Source organism: Pantoea sp. VS1, assembly GCF_002207995.1.
GTDB classification, from domain to species: Bacteria; Pseudomonadota; Gammaproteobacteria; order Enterobacterales; family Enterobacteriaceae; genus Pantoea; species Pantoea dispersa.
Genome location: NZ_NHZE01000018.1, coordinates 88,321 through 102,993, shown reverse-complemented (window position 1 = coordinate 102,993; position 14,673 = coordinate 88,321). Strand labels below are relative to the sequence as shown.

Genomic DNA, 14,673 nt, shown 5'->3' with positions numbered 1-14,673 from the left:
TTTTGCGCGATGAATCGCGCCGCTACAAATCGGTGTAACCTTCTGTAGCGGCGCAATTTATTGCGCTGGCAAACAGGCAGTAATGCCTGACAACGCGGCCCTGGCCGCGTTTTTGCGCGATGAATCGCGCCGCTATAAATCGGTGTAACCTTCTGTAGCGGCGCAATTTATTGCGCTGGCAAACAGGCAGTAATGCCTGACAACGCGGCCTGGAGGCGTTTTTGCGCGATGCATCGCGCCGCTACAAACCGGTGCAACCCTCTGTAGCGGCGCAATTTATTGCGCTGGCAAACAGGCAGTAATGCCTGACAACGCGGCCTGGAGGCGTTTTTGCGCGATGAATCGCGCCGCTACAAATCGGTGCAACCCTCTGTAGCGGCGCAATTTATTGCGCTGGCAAACAGGCAGTAATACCTGACAACGCGGCCCCGGCCGCGTTTTTTTGCGATCTATTACGCTATGCAAACCTGGCGCAAACCATTCGGGCTTTGTTACAGAGACAGCATTGATAATTATTATCACCTGCTCTATTGTGGCAGCCGTTATAAGGCGACAGGAAACAGGTAGAACAATGCGTAGTACGGACTCCGCGCTGGTGGCGGAACATGGCACCGAAGCCGATACCCTGACCCGTTATCGTCAGGTTCTGCGTCAGCGACTGCTGCTGATTGGTGTGCTGGTGCTGGCGATCCTCGCTTCAGTTATCCTCGATTTCACCCTTGGCCCGGCCGGCCTGACGCTCGACACGCTGTGGCAAACGCTGCTCCATCCCGCAGCGGTGGACGCCGGCACGCGCGTGATCGTCTGGGACATCCGTCTGCCGTATGCGCTAATGGCGGTGGTGGTCGGCTTCTCACTCGGCCTCGCCGGTGCTGAAATGCAGACCATCCTCAATAACCCGCTGGCCAGCCCGTTTACGCTCGGCGTCTCGTCGGCAGCGGCGTTTGGTGCCGCGCTGGCAATCATTCTCGGCATCGGTATTCCCGGCGTGCCGGACCAGTGGCTGATCTCCGCCAATGCCTTTGTCTTCGCCTTGTTTGCCGCGCTGATGCTGGATGGCATCACGCGCTGGACCAAAGTCTCAACTTCCGGCGTGGTGCTGTTTGGCATCGCGCTGGTGTTCACCTTTAACGCCCTGGTTTCGATGATGCAGTTCATCGCCAGCGAAGATACGCTGCAGGGCCTGGTGTTCTGGACCATGGGCAGTCTGGCGCGTGCTTCATGGGAAAAACTGGGTGTGCTGAGCGCCGCCTTTGCCATCCTGCTGCCGTTCTCGATGCTCAGCAGCTGGAAACTCACGGCGCTGCGCCTTGGTGAAGATCGCGCGGTGAGCTTCGGCATTGATGTGCGGCGTCTGCGGCTGGCGACGCTGTTGCGCATCAGCATTCTCTCGGCGCTGGCGGTGGCATTCGTCGGCCCGATCGGCTTTATCGGCCTGGTCGCGCCGCACATTGCGCGCATGATGTTTGGTGAAGATCACCGCTACTATCTGCCGGCCAGTGCGCTGACCGGCGCGCTGGTGCTGTCACTGGCGTCGGTGGCCTCAAAAAACCTCATTCCCGGCGTCATCATTCCGGTCGGCATCGTCACCTCGCTGGTGGGCGTGCCGTTCTTTCTCAGCATTATTCTGCGGCATCGGGGGACAGTGTGATGGAGCAGGGCTTACGCGTCAGCCACTTTTACGCCGGTTACCCGAAGCGGAACGTCATCGACGATCTCAATGTCACGCAGCTGCCACGCGGCAAAATCACCGTGCTGCTGGGCCCCAACGGCTGCGGCAAATCGACGCTGCTGCGCGCGCTGGCCGGTCTGAGCAAAGGGCAGGGCGAGCTGTGGCTCAACGGTGAAGAGCTGATGAGCCAGCCGTTTGCCCGGCGCGCGCAGCGCGTGGTCTATCTGCCGCAGACGCTGCCAGCCGGCGTGCATCTGCACGTGCTGGAGTCGATCATCGTGGCTCAGCGTGCCTCCGGTGGATTACACAGCGCCGCCAGTGAAGCGGAGATCATGCACCTGCTGGAGCAGCTGGGCATTGCCCATCTGGCGATGCGTTATCTCGATCAGCTGTCCGGTGGCCAGAAGCAGCTGGTCGGGCTGGCGCAGTCGCTGATTCGCCGTCCGGAACTGCTGCTGCTGGATGAACCGCTCAGCGCGCTGGATTTGAATTATCAGTTCCACGTGATGGATTTGGTGCGGCGCGAAACCCGGCTGCGCAACATGGTGACGGTGGTGGTGGTGCATGACATCAACATCGCGCTGCGTCATGCCGATCACGCGCTGATGCTGAAGCAGGGGCAACTGCTGGCCGACGGTGTGCCGTCGCAGGTGATTACGCCGGAGACGCTGGCGCAGGTGTATGGCGTGCGCGGCCGCATTGAGCACTGCTCACAGGGCATGCCGCAGGTAATGATTGATGGGCTGGTAGCGGAATCGCTGGCCTGACGCCAGACACGTTCTGCCCCTCAGCATCAGAGGGGCAGAGAAGCGCACTACGCCAGTAAATGCTGCGCGTGGAACCGCAGATGGTCCTCCACGAAGCTGGCGATAAAGAAGTAGCTGTGGTCATACCCCGGCTGGATACGCAGCTCCAGCGGGAAGTTCTGCTCGCGCGCCACTGCTTCCAGCCGCTCCGGGCGCAGCTGATCGGCGAGGAACTGATCGCTATCGCCCTGATCGATCAGCACCGGCAGGCGATGTTCAGCGTTCTGCATCAGCAGGCAGCTATCCCACTCGCGCCACGTCTGGCGATCGTCGCCCAGATAGGCGGCAAAGGCTTTCTGTCCCCACGGCACTTCGGTCGGGTTGACGATTGGCGCAAACGCGGACGCCGACGCAAAGCGCCCGCCGAGGCGCAGCGCCAGCACCAGCGCGCCGTGGCCGCCCATCGAATGCCCCATTACCGACTGGCGATCGCTCAGCTTGAAGTTATCCGCTACCAGTGCCGGCAGCTCCTCGCTGAGATAATCGAACATGCGATAATGTGCCGCCCACGGTTGCTGCGTGGCGTTGAGATAAAACCCGGCACCCTGGCCCAGATCGTACCCGCTGTCATTGGCCACTGCATCGCCGCGCGGGCTGGTGTCCGGCATAATCAGCACCAGACCGAGTTCGGCCGCCACGCGCTGCGCACCGGCTTTGGTGGTGAAGTTCTCATCGTTGCAGGTCAGCCCGGCGAGAAACCACACCACCGGCGGTGGCGCGTCGTCGCGCGGCGGCGGCAGAAAAATGCTGAACGTCATCGGGCAGTTGAGCACGGCGGACTGATGACGCCAGCGCTGCTGCCAGCCGCCAAAAATACGGTGTTCTTCCAGCAGCTCCAGAGTGGATGCCATGTCGCCTCCTGCTTATTTATTAAAATGCACCACGGAACGGATCGATTTGCCTTCATGCATCAGCTCAAATGCCTCGTTGATCTCTTCCAGCGGCATGGTGTGGGTGATGAAATCATTCAGCGCAAACTTACCGTCGAGGTAATCCTGCACGATGCCCGGCAGCTGAGTACGTCCTTTCACGCCGCCAAACGCCGACCCGCGCCATACGCGGCCGGTAACCAGCTGGAACGGCCGGGTAGAAATCTCTTCGCCGGCACCGGCAACGCCGATAATCACTGATTCGCCCCAGCCTTTATGGCAGCACTCCAGCGCGGAACGCATCACGTTGACGTTACCGATACACTCAAACGAGAAGTCCACGCCGCCGTCGGTCATCTCGACGATAACTTCCTGAATTGGCTTAGCAAAATCTTTCGGATTAACCAGGTCGGTCGCGCCCAGTTTGCGCGCCAGGTCAAACTTGCTGGTGTTGATATCAATACCGATGATGCGACCGGCCTTCGCCATTTTCGCCCCAATGATCGCCGACAGGCCAATACCGCCGAGGCCGAAAATCGCCACGGTGTCGCCTTCTTTCACTTTGGCGGTATTCATCACCGCGCCCATGCCGGTGGTCACGCCACAGCCGAGCAGGCACACTTCTTCCAGCGGCGCTTCTTTGCTGATTTTCGCCAGGGAGATTTCCGGTACGACGGTGTACTCAGAGAAGGTCGAGGTGCCCATGTAATGGAAGATTGGCTTGCCGTCTTTGAAGAAGCGGGTGGTGCCGTCGGGCATCAGCCCTTTGCCCTGCGTGGTGCGGATTGCCTGACACAGGTTGGTTTTGCCGGAGAGACAGAATTTACACTTGCCACACTCTGGCGTGTACAGCGGGATCACGTGATCGCCGACCGCCACGCTGGTAACGCCTTCGCCCACCGCTTCAACCACGCCGCCACCTTCGTGACCGAGGATCGCCGGGAATACGCCTTCCGGATCTTTACCTGACAAGGTGTAAGCATCGGTATGGCACACGCCGGTGGCAACGATGCGCACCAGCACTTCCCCTTTCTGTGGCGGCATCAGATCCACTTCTTCAATCTTCAGCGGTTCGCCAGCAGCCCAGGCCACGGCCGCGCGGGTTTTAATCATGTTCATGCAATCCCTCTTCCTGTGATGTCGTGATTGGATAAAAAATAACGCTTACTCAGCGGCCTGCAGCGGATGCAGCAGTTCATCGTTGAGCGGGCGGTCATCAAACATTTCAATAATCAGATACTTCAGCGCCTCAACGTTGGGCGTAAAGGCGTCGCGGCGCCACATCAGCCAGGTGGCCGTGTCGCGCCAGGTCGGCGGCAGGCTGTGCTGCTGCACGCGCGCGCGGGCCGGCATCTGCGCCAGCACCGAGGCCGGAATCATCGCCACGCCGCCGCCGCCGGCTACGCAGGCGACCATGGCGTGATAAGACTGAATCTCCATAACGCTGTGCGGTGCGCTCTGGCTGTCGCGATACCAGGACTCCAGCCGGGTGCGGTACGAGCAGCTGTTGCCAAAGGCAAACAGCGTATCGCCCTGCGTATCGCGGGCGCTGTGAATCGGCGCGTGTTCGAGGCTGGTGATCAGCACCATCTCTTCACGAAAGGCGATGCAGCCATTCAGATCGTCATGACTGGCCGGACCGTCCACCAGCGCGGCCGCCAGCGTGCCGGCGCGCACTTTATCGATGATATCGCCTGAGGTGCCGGTCACCAGCGACAGCGCGACGTTGGGGAAGCGCTGATGATAGGCGGCCAGCAATCCCGGCAGGCGGGTGGCGGCGGTGCTCTCCATCGAACCGAAGGCAAAGTTACCACCGGGTTCACCGGCGCGCGCCATGTTCAGCGCCTCGTCGCTCAACGCCAGAATACGCTGCGCATAATTGAGGAAATTGTGGCCCATCGGCGACAAACGAATGCGCTGCTTCTCACGAATAAACAGATCGACGCCGATTTCTTCTTCCAGCTGTCGCAGTCGCGTGGTGAGATTAGACGGCACGCGATGCAGCATTTCGGCGGCGCGCGCCAGTGAGCCGGTTTCGGCCACGGAACAGAACATGCGGAGCTGTACTAAATCCATATTCTCTTCTCGTAAACAACTTGGTTAATATTATTCACTTTTCGTGAGTCTAAACGTCATGCATGCTGCTGACAAGTGATAATCCAATCGATCCGGAGTCAGAATGGCGTGGCGAGTCGCGCTTAGCGCGTTTTTAAGTTTAGTGGTTGCAATGGGGATTGGGCGATTTGCGTTTACCCCGCAGGTGCCATTGATGATTCACGACGGTCAGCTCACGCTCGCCAGCGCCAGCCTGGTCGCGGCGCTGAACTATCTCGGTTATCTGGCCGGATCGTTTGACGCGATGCGCGCGCAGCGGCGCGTGGAGTGGCGGCTGCAGCTGGGCGTCTGGGGTGCCGTCGCGCTGACGTTGCTGTCCGCCTGTATCAGCGGGCCGTGGCTGCATGCGGTGGTGCGTTTCCTGATCGGCGTCGCCAGCGGCTGGGCAATGGTGCTGGTGGCAGCATGGAGCAATGAGCAACTGCTGCATCACGGCCGGCCGGGCCTGTCGGCAGCGGTGTTTGCCGGTCCCGGCACCGGCATCTTCATCAGCGGCATGCTGGCGGTACTGCTGCACGCCAGCGGCGTGAGCGCGGCGTTTGCCTGGGCGGCGTACGGTGTGCTGGCGCTGCTGCTGATTGCCGCGATTGCGCGTTTCCTGCCGCGCAGCGGACAGCTGCATCGCCCGCAACAGGCCGCCGAGCCGCTGCTGCTGACGCGTGACCTGAAGCGTCTGATCCTCAGCTACAGCCTTGCCGGCTTTGGCTATATTCTGCCCGCCACCTTCCTGTCGCAAATGGCGGCGGCGCGCTTCCCTGATAGCGCTTTTGCGCAGTTTGTCTGGCCAGTGTTTGGCGGGGCGGCGGTGATCGGCATCGTGCTGGGAATCGTGACGCGCCACTGGGGCAGCAGCCACCGGCGGCTGGCGCTGGTGCTGTGGGCGCAGGCGCTGGGCGTGATCGCGGCCATCGTACTGCCGGGCATCAACGGTCTGCTGCTGGCGGCGCTGCTGATTGGCGGCGGCTTTCTCTGCGTGGTGCAGCTGTCGCTGCAGTACAGCCGGGAGCTGGCGCCGCACCACGCGCGCTATCTCGCCGGCCTGCTCACGACCGGTTATGCCATCGGACAGCTCGGTGGGCCGCTGCTGTCCTGGATTTCCAGCCTGCTGTGGCACCGGCTCGATCCGGCGCTGTGGGTGGCCGGCGGTGGTTTGCTGCTGGCGGGGGCGCTGGTGATGCGGCGATCGTCCACCTGAAACGCTTTCACTTCCAATCGGATTGATTGCTGGATTAAGCGCGCGTTGTGTTTCACAATACGCGCTCAGAATTTCCCCCGCAGGCGCAGACCTGCGGGCGCATCACCTGCCGGAGAAGAGTACGATGAGCACCTTAAGTCAGGAAGCCGCCCTGGTTCACGAAGCACTGCTGGCGCGTGGCCTGGAAACGCCATTACGCGCCCCGGTGCGCGATATGGACGACGCGTCACGCAAGCGCGAGATCGCCGGCCACATGACCCAGATTATGCAGCTGCTGAATCTGGACCTGGAAGACGACAGCCTGATGGAGACGCCGCACCGCATCGCCAAGATGTACGTTGACGAAATCTTTTCAGGTCTGGATTACGCCAACTTCCCGAAAATCACCGTCATCGAAAACAAGATGAAGGTGGATGAAATGGTCACCGTGCGTGATATCACCCTGACCAGCACCTGTGAACACCACTTCGTGATCATCGACGGCAAAGCCACCGTGGCCTATATTCCTAAAGACAAGGTGATTGGCCTGTCGAAGATCAACCGTATCGTACAGTTCTTCGCCCAGCGTCCGCAGGTGCAGGAGCGTTTAACCCAGCAGGTGCTGGTGGCGCTGCAAACCCTGCTGGGCACCAATAACGTGGCGGTGTCGATCGATGCGGTGCACTACTGCGTGAAAGCGCGCGGCGTCAAAGATGCGACCAGCGCGACCACCACCACTTCACTCGGCGGATTGTTCAAATCGAGCCAGAACACGCGTCAGGAGTTCCTGCGCGCGGTACGCCACAGCTAAGCAGCGCGGGCGGCGTCGTTGTCGCCCGTGTTCCTCTCACCGTCAGGGCACTCGATGCAACGCTATCTCGCGCTGGATTTCATTCGTGGTTGCGCCATTCTCGGCATATTGCTGCTGAATATCGTCGGCTTTGGTCTGCCCTCGGCGGCCTATCTCAATCCGGCCTGGCAGGGTGAAGCCTCCGTTTCTGATGCCTGGACCTGGGCAATCATGGATGGCCTGGCGCAGCTAAAATTCCTGACGCTGTTTGCGCTGCTTTTTGGTGCCGGACTGGCACTGCAGGTGCCGCGCGGCAGCCGCTGGATCTCCTCGCGCTTAACGCTGCTGGTCTTCATCGGGTTCATCCACGCGGTGTTCCTGTGGGAAGGCGACATCCTGCTGGATTATGGCCTGATTGGGTTGATTGTCTGGCGCATGCTGCGTGACGTGCCGTCGGAGCGGGCGCTATTACATACCGGCGTGCTGCTCTATCTGGTGGGCTGTGCCGTGCTGCTGGTGTTTGGCGTCATCTCCAGTCCGCAGCCGACGCGTTCGTGGCTGCCGGGCGCGGCAGATCTGGAGTATGAGAGCTACTGGAAACTGGTCGGCGGCTGGGAAGCGGTGCAGAATCGCCTCGAACACCTGTCATCCGGCCTGATGGCGCTGGCTTCGCAGTATGGCTGGCAACTGGCCGGGCTGATGCTGATCGGTGCCGCGCTGATGCGCAGCGGCTGGCTGAGCGGCCAGTTTAGTCTGCAACACTACCGACGCGCGGCGGCGCTGTTACTGACCATCGGCTGGCTGATTGCCATACCCGGCGTGCTGGCGCAGTGGCTGCTACAGTGGGAGTTTCGCTGGAGCGGCTTTTTCCTGCAGGTGCCACGCGATCTCGCCAGTCCGTTTATCAGCCTTGGCTACGCTGCGCTCTGTCTTGGTTACTGGCCGGCCATCGCCGCCACGCGGTTCAGTTACGCCATTCAGTGTGTCGGCCGCATGGCGCTGAGCAATTATCTGCTGCAGACGCTGATCTGCACCACGCTGTTCTACCGCTTCGATCTGTTCCTCAAATTTGACCGCCTGCAACTACTGGCTTTTGTACCGGCCATCTGGCTGGTCAATATTCTGTTCTCCGTGCTGTGGCTGCGCGTCTTCCCGCAGGGACCGATGGAGTGGCTCTGGCGCCGGCTGACGCAGCTCGCCGCCGGAAAAGCGGATAACGCGTCCGCCGGCAGATAATGATGTTCATCACAAAGGTTGCATAATTGTATGTAACCGTTTTCATCCGTGTGACGTAATTCACGCAGCTGTTTCCGATGCCCTGACAGAATAGCGCCGTTACGCGCCAGTCGCGCATTTTCTCCTCTGTGGAACAACTGCATGATAACGATTCGTGATGTCGCCCGTCAGGCCGGGGTTTCCGTTGCCACCGTGTCGCGGGTGCTCAATAACAGCAGTGCAGTCACCTCTGATACCCGCGAAGCCGTGCTGCAGGCGGTTGAATCGCTCGGCTACCGGCCGAATGCCAACGCGCAGGCGCTGGCTACCCAGGTGAGCGATACCATCGGCGTGGTAGTCATGGACGTTTCCGATCCCTTCTTTGGTGCGCTGGTTAAAGCGGTGGATACCGTGGCGCAGCGCATGCACAAGCATGTGCTCATCAGCAATTCGTGGCATCAGGAAGAGAAAGAACGCCATGCCATTGAAGTGCTGATCCGCCAGCGCTGCAACGCGCTGGTGGTGCACGCGAAAACGCTTACAGACGCGGAGCTGGCCCGGTTTATGGACCAGGTTCCCGGTATGGTACTGATTAATCGTACTATTCCGGGATATGAGCACCGCTGCGTCTGCCTCGACAATGTTACCGGGGCGCAGGTAGCGACGCGTATGCTGTTACAGCAGGGCCATCAGCGCATTGGTTACCTCAGCTCCAGCCATCCGATTGAGGACGTGGCGCAGCGCCGCGATGGCTGGCTGCAGGCACTGGCGGAGCAGGGCATCCGCCCGCCGGAGGGCTGGATTGCGCATGCCGAACCGGACATGCAGGGCGGTGAAGCCGCGATGGTGGAGCTGCTGGGGCGCAATCTGCACCTCACTGCGGTGTTCTCCTATAACGATGGCATGGCGGCCGGTGCGCTCACTGCGCTGAAAGATAACGGTATTCAGGTGCCGCAGCATTTCTCTGTCATCGGCTTCGATGACATCCCCATTTCCCGTTACACCGACCCGCAACTAACCACGGTGCGCTATCCCATTGTTTCTATGGCGAAACTGGCGACTGAGCTGGCCCTGCAGGGCGCAGCAGGCACGCTCGATCCGCACGCCGCGCACTGCTTCATGCCTACGCTGGTGCGGCGCCATTCGGTGGCGCAGCGGCAAATTGTGGAGTCGGTCACTAATTCAGGCGATAGCGCCGTGTAACCGTTTCCAATCTGTGATTGTATTCACAGTTAATTAACATGGCGCTCACTATGATGGCAGCGTCTTACCGGACTGAAACATTATGTAACGCCGGGCTTTCCTTCCCCGGTCTGGTTTCAGTAGCCGATTGAAATGGTTCACAACACACTTCAGGAAGCGTTTACCTACAGGGAAGTCAGGATAGCGATGGTGGTCCGGCTTGGTAGCAGCGCCTGCCCCATAAAAATAGCGTTTCAACCGACTGCGCTGTCTGCCCGCAGGCAATACGGCGCGATGAAATACCCTGCATAAAAAAACCGGAGATACCATGAATAAGAAGGTTTTCACGCTCACAGCACTGGTTGCCAGCATGATGTTTGGTGCAACTGCGCACGCCGCCGATACCCGCATTGGCGTGACAATTTATAAATATGACGACAACTTCATGTCGATGGTGCGCAAGGACATCGAAAAAGAGGCGAAAGCCGTGGGCGGCATTCAGCTACTGATGAACGACTCACAGAACGACCAATCCAAACAGAACGACCAGATTGACGTGCTGATGGCGAAAGGCGTGAAAGCGCTGGCCATCAACCTGGTGGATCCGGCTGCTGCGGCAGTGGTGATCGACAAAGCGCGCGCGAACGACGTGCCGGTGGTGTTCTTCAACAAAGAGCCTAACGCGAAAGTGCTGGCCAGCTACGACAAAGCTTACTATGTCGGTACCGACTCCAAAGAGTCCGGCATCAAGCAGGGTGAGCTGATCGAGAAACACTGGAAAGCCACGCCAGCCTGGGATCTGAACAAAGACGGTCAGATTCAGTTTGTGCTGCTGAAAGGTGAACCGGGCCATCCGGACGCTGAAGCGCGTACCAAATACGTCATCGAAACCCTGAACAAAGACGGCATCAAAACCCAGCAGCTGGCGATGGATACTGCGATGTGGGATACCGCGCAGGCGAAAGACAAAGTGGACGCCTGGCTGTCTGGCCCGAACGCCAACAAAATTGAAGTGATCATCGCGAACAACGATGCGATGGCGATGGGTGCGGTTGAAGCGCTGAAGGCGCACAACAAAACCAGCATTCCGGTATTTGGTGTAGACGCCCTGCCAGAAGCGCTGGCGCTGGTGAAATCCGGTGCGATGGCCGGTACCGTGCTGAACGATGCGGAAAACCAGGCGAAAGCTACGCTGGACATTGCTAACAACCTGGCCAATGGCAAAGAGCCAACCGCAGGTACCAACTTCAAGATGGATGGCAAAGTAGTACGCGTACCGTACGTACCGGTTGATAAAGAAAACCTGTCGCAGTTTGTGAAGTAATTCGTCCCGGGCGCGGCTTTTCTGCCGCGCCTTATTGCATCTGACCAACGCTTTTTTTAGCCAGGTAAATTATGGCCAGTGAGAATCCGACCACACAGCGAGAATATCTGCTGGAGATGACGAATGTCTCGAAATCATTTCCAGGGGTGAAAGCCTTAGATAATGTGAATTTAAAAGTGCGGCCGCACTCCGTCCATGCCTTAATGGGTGAAAACGGCGCCGGTAAATCCACTTTATTAAAATGCCTGTTTGGGATTTATAAAAAGGATACGGGGAGCATCCTGTTTCAGGGTGAGGAAATAGATTACAAATCCTCCAAAGAGGCGCTGGAAAATGGCGTTTCAATGGTGCATCAGGAATTAAACCTGGTGCTGCAGCGCAACGTGATGGACAACATGTGGCTGGGGCGCTATCCGCGCAAAGGTCCGTTTGTCGATCAGGATAAAATGTATCGTGATACCAAAGCGATCTTTGATGAATTAGATATTGATATCGATCCGCGCGATAAAGTCGCGACGCTTTCGGTATCACAAATGCAGATGATTGAAATCGCCAAGGCGTTTTCCTATGACGCGAAAATCGTCATTATGGATGAGCCCACGTCATCGCTGACCGAAAAAGAAGTTAACCACCTGTTCACCATTATCCGTAAGCTGAAAGATCGCGGCTGCGGTATTGTTTATATTTCGCATAAAATGGAAGAGATTTTCCAGCTGTGCGATGAGATCACCATTCTGCGTGACGGCCAGTGGATTGCCACTCAGCCGCTGGAAGGGCTGAACATGGACAAGATCATCGCCATGATGGTCGGCCGTTCGCTCAACCAGCGCTTCCCGGACAAAACTAACGTGCCGGGTGAAGTGATTCTGGAGGTGCGCAATCTGACCTCGCTGCGCCAGCCATCGATCCGTGATATCTCGTTTGATCTGCACAAAGGCGAGATTCTCGGGATTGCCGGCCTGGTGGGCGCCAAGCGTACTGACATTGTGGAAACCTTATTTGGTATCCGTGAGAAGTCGGGCGGCACCATTAAATTGCACGGTAAAGCGATTAATAACCACAGCGCCAACGAAGCCATCAACCATGGTTTTGCGCTGGTGACGGAAGAGCGGCGTTCCACCGGGATTTATGCCTACCTGGATATTGGTTTTAACTCGCTCATTTCTAATATCAAGAAATATAAATCCAGTATGGGTCTGCTGGATAATAAACGCATGAAAAGCGATACCCAGTGGGTCATTGATGCCATGCGGGTGAAAACGCCCGGCCATCATACCCAAATTGGATCGCTCTCCGGCGGTAATCAGCAAAAAGTCATTATTGGTCGCTGGTTATTGACGCAGCCGGAAATACTGATGCTTGATGAACCGACGCGCGGTATTGACGTCGGCGCTAAATTCGAGATTTATCAGCTGATCTCGGAGCTGGCGAAAAAAGAAAAGGGCATCATTATTATCTCTTCTGAAATGCCAGAGCTGCTGGGCATTACCGACCGTATTTTGGTAATGAGTAATGGTCAGGTAGCGGGCATTGTCGATACTAAAACGACCTCGCAGAATGAAATCCTGCGTTTAGCGTCATTACACCTTTAATGAAGCAAGGGCTTTAACATGAAAGCGACTACTAAAAAGAATGCGCTAACCTGGTTAAAAGAGGGCGGCATTTATGTTGTCCTGTTGGTACTGCTGGCGATTATTATTTTCCAGGATCCGACCTTTTTAAGCCTGATGAACCTGAGTAACATTCTGACTCAGTCATCGGTCCGTATTATTATCGCCCTCGGCGTAGCCGGTCTGATCGTGACCCAGGGCACTGACCTGTCGGCGGGTCGCCAGGTGGGTCTGGCGGCGGTGGTAGCGGCAACGCTGCTGCAGTCGATGGATAACGCCAACAAGGTGTTCCCGCATCTGGAAACCGTGCCAATTCCGCTGGTAATTCTGACCGTGTGCATCATCGGTGGCGTGATTGGTCTGGTTAACGGCGTGATCATCGCTTACCTGAAGGTGACGCCGTTTATCACCACGCTGGGCACCATGATCATCGTTTACGGCATCAACTCGCTGTACTACGACTTTGTGGGCGCTTCACCGATTGCCGGTTTTGACGCTGGCTTCTCGAAGTTTGCCCAGGGCTTCCTGCGCTTCGGCGACTTCAAGCTGTCGTTCATCACCTTCTACGCGATTATTGCCATCGTGTTCGTCTGGATCCTGTGGAATAAAACCCGCTTCGGCAAAAACATCTTTGCTATCGGCGGTAACCCGGAAGCGGCGAAAGTCTCTGGCGTTAACGTTCCGCTTAACCTGATCCTGGTGTATGCGCTGTCCGGCGTGTTCTATGCCTTCGGCGGGATGCTGGAAGCGGGCCGTATCGGCAGCGCCACTAACAACCTCGGCTTTATGTATGAGCTGGATGCGATTGCGGCCTGCGTGGTGGGCGGCGTGTCGTTCGCTGGCGGGGTAGGTACCGTCGCGGGTGTGGTGACCGGTGTGATCATCTTCACCGTCATCAACTACGGTCTGACCTACATCGGCGTGAACCCGTACTGGCAGTACATCATCAAGGGCGGCATCATCATCTTCGCCGTGGCGCTTGATTCACTGAAATACGCACGCAAAAAATAGCAGAGAACAAGGTCAACCATCAGGGCTGCGGCAACGCGGCCCTTTTTTATTTGTTTCGCTTCTGCTACTTCCGCAGCTTCTCTTCCAGCTCGAGCAACTGTTCCGGTGTGACCGCCGGGTAGCTCTGCGCATCTTCCGGCACTTCATGCACCGCCGGAATCGGCACCAGCGGGCCAAGGAAACGCGGCTCGCGCTTCATCAGATAGAGATCCGCCAGCGCACCGAGGCGCGCACCTACCTCGCGGAACCGCACCGACAGCATATTCTTGGGCGACGGCACGGCGTAGCACTGCGCCTGAATGCCAAGGTGCTGGGCGATATACAGTGCGCGTTCGCAATGGAAGCGCTGGGTAATGATGATGAAGTCGTTGGTGTCGAAGACTTTGCGCGTGCGCACAATCGAATCCAGCGTACGGAAACCGGCATAATCCAGCACGATGTCTGAGGGATCGACGCCGGCTTTGATTAAATCGCGTCGCATGGTCATCGGCTCGTTGTAGCTCTGCAGCGCATTATCGCCGCTCAGCAGCAGATAATTCACCTTGCCGCTGTTGTAAGCGTTGAGCGCGCCCTGAATGCGATACAGGTAATACTGATTGATGACGCCGGTGCGGTAATACTTGGCGGTGCCCAGCACCACGCCGACCTGACGATGCGGCAGCGAAGCGACATCTTCATAAATAAACGGCGCGGTTCGCCAGCTAATCCAGCGATCGAGGCCGAGCGCGGTCGCCATCACCAGTAAGATGATGATAAACAGAGCAAAGAAAACGCGTTTAAGTATGCGCACGGGCACTCGGTTGACGAAAATTCAGATGGGTCAAGGCTACTTGAGGCGGCACGGCTAAGCAAGTTTGTGCCGGTCGGCTGGCGTTTTTTTAAGCGCTGCCGCACCTGAAGCGTGC

General features: G+C 58.1%; 13 protein-coding genes. 9 read left to right on the top strand and 4 right to left on the bottom strand.

The genetic code is table 11. The features are described 5' to 3' along the window. Positions 1-571: 571 nt before the first annotated feature. Positions 572-1,651: a FecCD family ABC transporter permease gene (locus CBW22_RS10620; protein WP_058757255.1), complete on the top strand. Its 1,080-nt coding sequence runs from the start codon at positions 572-574 to the stop codon at positions 1,649-1,651. Beyond that, positions 1,651-2,439: an ABC transporter ATP-binding protein gene (locus CBW22_RS10615; protein ID WP_021509274.1), complete on the top strand. Its 789-nt coding sequence runs from the start codon at positions 1,651-1,653 to the stop codon at positions 2,437-2,439. Before CBW22_RS10620 ends, CBW22_RS10615 begins: the two co-directional genes overlap by 1 nt. A gap of 47 nt (positions 2,440-2,486) precedes the next feature. Here the strand turns inward: CBW22_RS10615 and fghA are convergent, their stop codons facing one another. From fghA to ptrR, 3 genes are read right to left on the bottom strand one after another with little or no spacing between them, the layout of a single operon-like run. Further along, positions 2,487-3,329, bottom strand: coding sequence for an S-formylglutathione hydrolase (gene fghA / locus CBW22_RS10610; RefSeq protein ID WP_021509275.1), 843 nt, complete (start codon positions 3,327-3,329; stop codon positions 2,487-2,489). A 12-nt stretch (positions 3,330-3,341) separates the two neighbouring features. Next, the gene (locus tag CBW22_RS10605) at positions 3,342-4,466 is read right to left on the bottom strand and encodes an S-(hydroxymethyl)glutathione dehydrogenase/class III alcohol dehydrogenase (RefSeq protein WP_021509276.1); all 1,125 of its coding nucleotides are present in this window, start codon (positions 4,464-4,466) and stop codon (positions 3,342-3,344) included. A 45-nt stretch (positions 4,467-4,511) separates the two neighbouring features. Continuing rightward, positions 4,512-5,423, bottom strand: a complete 912-nt coding sequence (gene ptrR / locus CBW22_RS10600; protein ID WP_058757258.1) for a putrescine utilization regulator PtrR — start codon at positions 5,421-5,423, stop codon at positions 4,512-4,514. A 103-nt stretch (positions 5,424-5,526) separates the two neighbouring features. Here ptrR and CBW22_RS10595 point away from each other — a divergent pair, with 103 nt between their 5' ends. From CBW22_RS10595 to mglC, 7 genes are all read left to right on the top strand, one after another. Continuing rightward, positions 5,527-6,657: a YbfB/YjiJ family MFS transporter gene (locus tag CBW22_RS10595; protein ID WP_088516614.1), complete on the top strand. Its 1,131-nt coding sequence runs from the start codon at positions 5,527-5,529 to the stop codon at positions 6,655-6,657. A 124-nt stretch (positions 6,658-6,781) separates the two neighbouring features. Then, positions 6,782-7,447, top strand: coding sequence for a GTP cyclohydrolase I FolE (folE, locus tag CBW22_RS10590; protein WP_021509279.1), 666 nt, complete (start codon positions 6,782-6,784; stop codon positions 7,445-7,447). 54 nt (positions 7,448-7,501) lie between these two features. Further along, entirely contained in the window at positions 7,502-8,662 is a 1,161-nt protein-coding gene (gene yeiB / locus CBW22_RS10585; protein WP_058757260.1) for a DUF418 domain-containing protein YeiB, read from the top strand. A 141-nt stretch (positions 8,663-8,803) separates the two neighbouring features. After that, positions 8,804-9,844: an HTH-type transcriptional regulator GalS gene (gene galS, locus CBW22_RS10580; protein ID WP_021509281.1), complete on the top strand. Its 1,041-nt coding sequence runs from the start codon at positions 8,804-8,806 to the stop codon at positions 9,842-9,844. A gap of 307 nt (positions 9,845-10,151) precedes the next feature. Next, positions 10,152-11,147 (top strand): galactose/glucose ABC transporter substrate-binding protein MglB, encoded by a 996-nt coding sequence (mglB, locus tag CBW22_RS10575; protein ID WP_059009180.1) that lies wholly within the window; start codon positions 10,152-10,154, stop codon positions 11,145-11,147. A gap of 71 nt (positions 11,148-11,218) precedes the next feature. Further along, positions 11,219-12,739 carry a galactose/methyl galactoside ABC transporter ATP-binding protein MglA gene (gene mglA, locus CBW22_RS10570; protein WP_088516613.1) on the top strand — a complete coding sequence of 507 codons (1,521 nt, stop codon included), beginning with the start codon at positions 11,219-11,221 and terminating at the stop codon, positions 12,737-12,739. A gap of 18 nt (positions 12,740-12,757) precedes the next feature. Then, a complete protein-coding gene (gene mglC / locus CBW22_RS10565; protein WP_021509284.1) occupies positions 12,758-13,768 on the top strand; it encodes a galactose/methyl galactoside ABC transporter permease MglC in 1,011 nt (336 codons plus the stop codon). A 64-nt stretch (positions 13,769-13,832) separates the two neighbouring features. Here mglC and sanA read toward each other — a convergent pair whose 3' ends face one another. After that, the gene (gene sanA, locus CBW22_RS10560) at positions 13,833-14,552 is read right to left on the bottom strand and encodes an outer membrane permeability protein SanA (RefSeq protein WP_031280053.1); all 720 of its coding nucleotides are present in this window, start codon (positions 14,550-14,552) and stop codon (positions 13,833-13,835) included. Positions 14,553-14,673 lie beyond the last annotated feature (121 nt).

What these genes read in the sequence shown, in the direction of transcription:
- CBW22_RS10595 (WP_088516614.1), top strand. Translation starts at nt 5,527, where the DNA reads ATGGCGTGGCGAGTCGCGCTTAGCGCGTTTTTAAGTTTAGTGGTTGCA.
- CBW22_RS10605 (WP_021509276.1), bottom strand. Translation starts at nt 4,466, where the DNA reads ATGAACATGATTAAAACCCGCGCGGCCGTGGCCTGGGCTGCTGGCGAA.
- CBW22_RS10620 (WP_058757255.1), top strand. Translation starts at nt 572, where the DNA reads ATGCGTAGTACGGACTCCGCGCTGGTGGCGGAACATGGCACCGAAGCC.
- ptrR (WP_058757258.1), bottom strand. Translation starts at nt 5,423, where the DNA reads ATGGATTTAGTACAGCTCCGCATGTTCTGTTCCGTGGCCGAAACCGGC.
- mglC (WP_021509284.1), top strand. Translation starts at nt 12,758, where the DNA reads ATGAAAGCGACTACTAAAAAGAATGCGCTAACCTGGTTAAAAGAGGGC.
- mglA (WP_088516613.1), top strand. Translation starts at nt 11,219, where the DNA reads ATGGCCAGTGAGAATCCGACCACACAGCGAGAATATCTGCTGGAGATG.
- mglB (WP_059009180.1), top strand. Translation starts at nt 10,152, where the DNA reads ATGAATAAGAAGGTTTTCACGCTCACAGCACTGGTTGCCAGCATGATG.
- galS (WP_021509281.1), top strand. Translation starts at nt 8,804, where the DNA reads ATGATAACGATTCGTGATGTCGCCCGTCAGGCCGGGGTTTCCGTTGCC.
- fghA (WP_021509275.1), bottom strand. Translation starts at nt 3,329, where the DNA reads ATGGCATCCACTCTGGAGCTGCTGGAAGAACACCGTATTTTTGGCGGC.
- folE (WP_021509279.1), top strand. Translation starts at nt 6,782, where the DNA reads ATGAGCACCTTAAGTCAGGAAGCCGCCCTGGTTCACGAAGCACTGCTG.
- yeiB (WP_058757260.1), top strand. Translation starts at nt 7,502, where the DNA reads ATGCAACGCTATCTCGCGCTGGATTTCATTCGTGGTTGCGCCATTCTC.
- CBW22_RS10615 (WP_021509274.1), top strand. Translation starts at nt 1,651, where the DNA reads ATGGAGCAGGGCTTACGCGTCAGCCACTTTTACGCCGGTTACCCGAAG.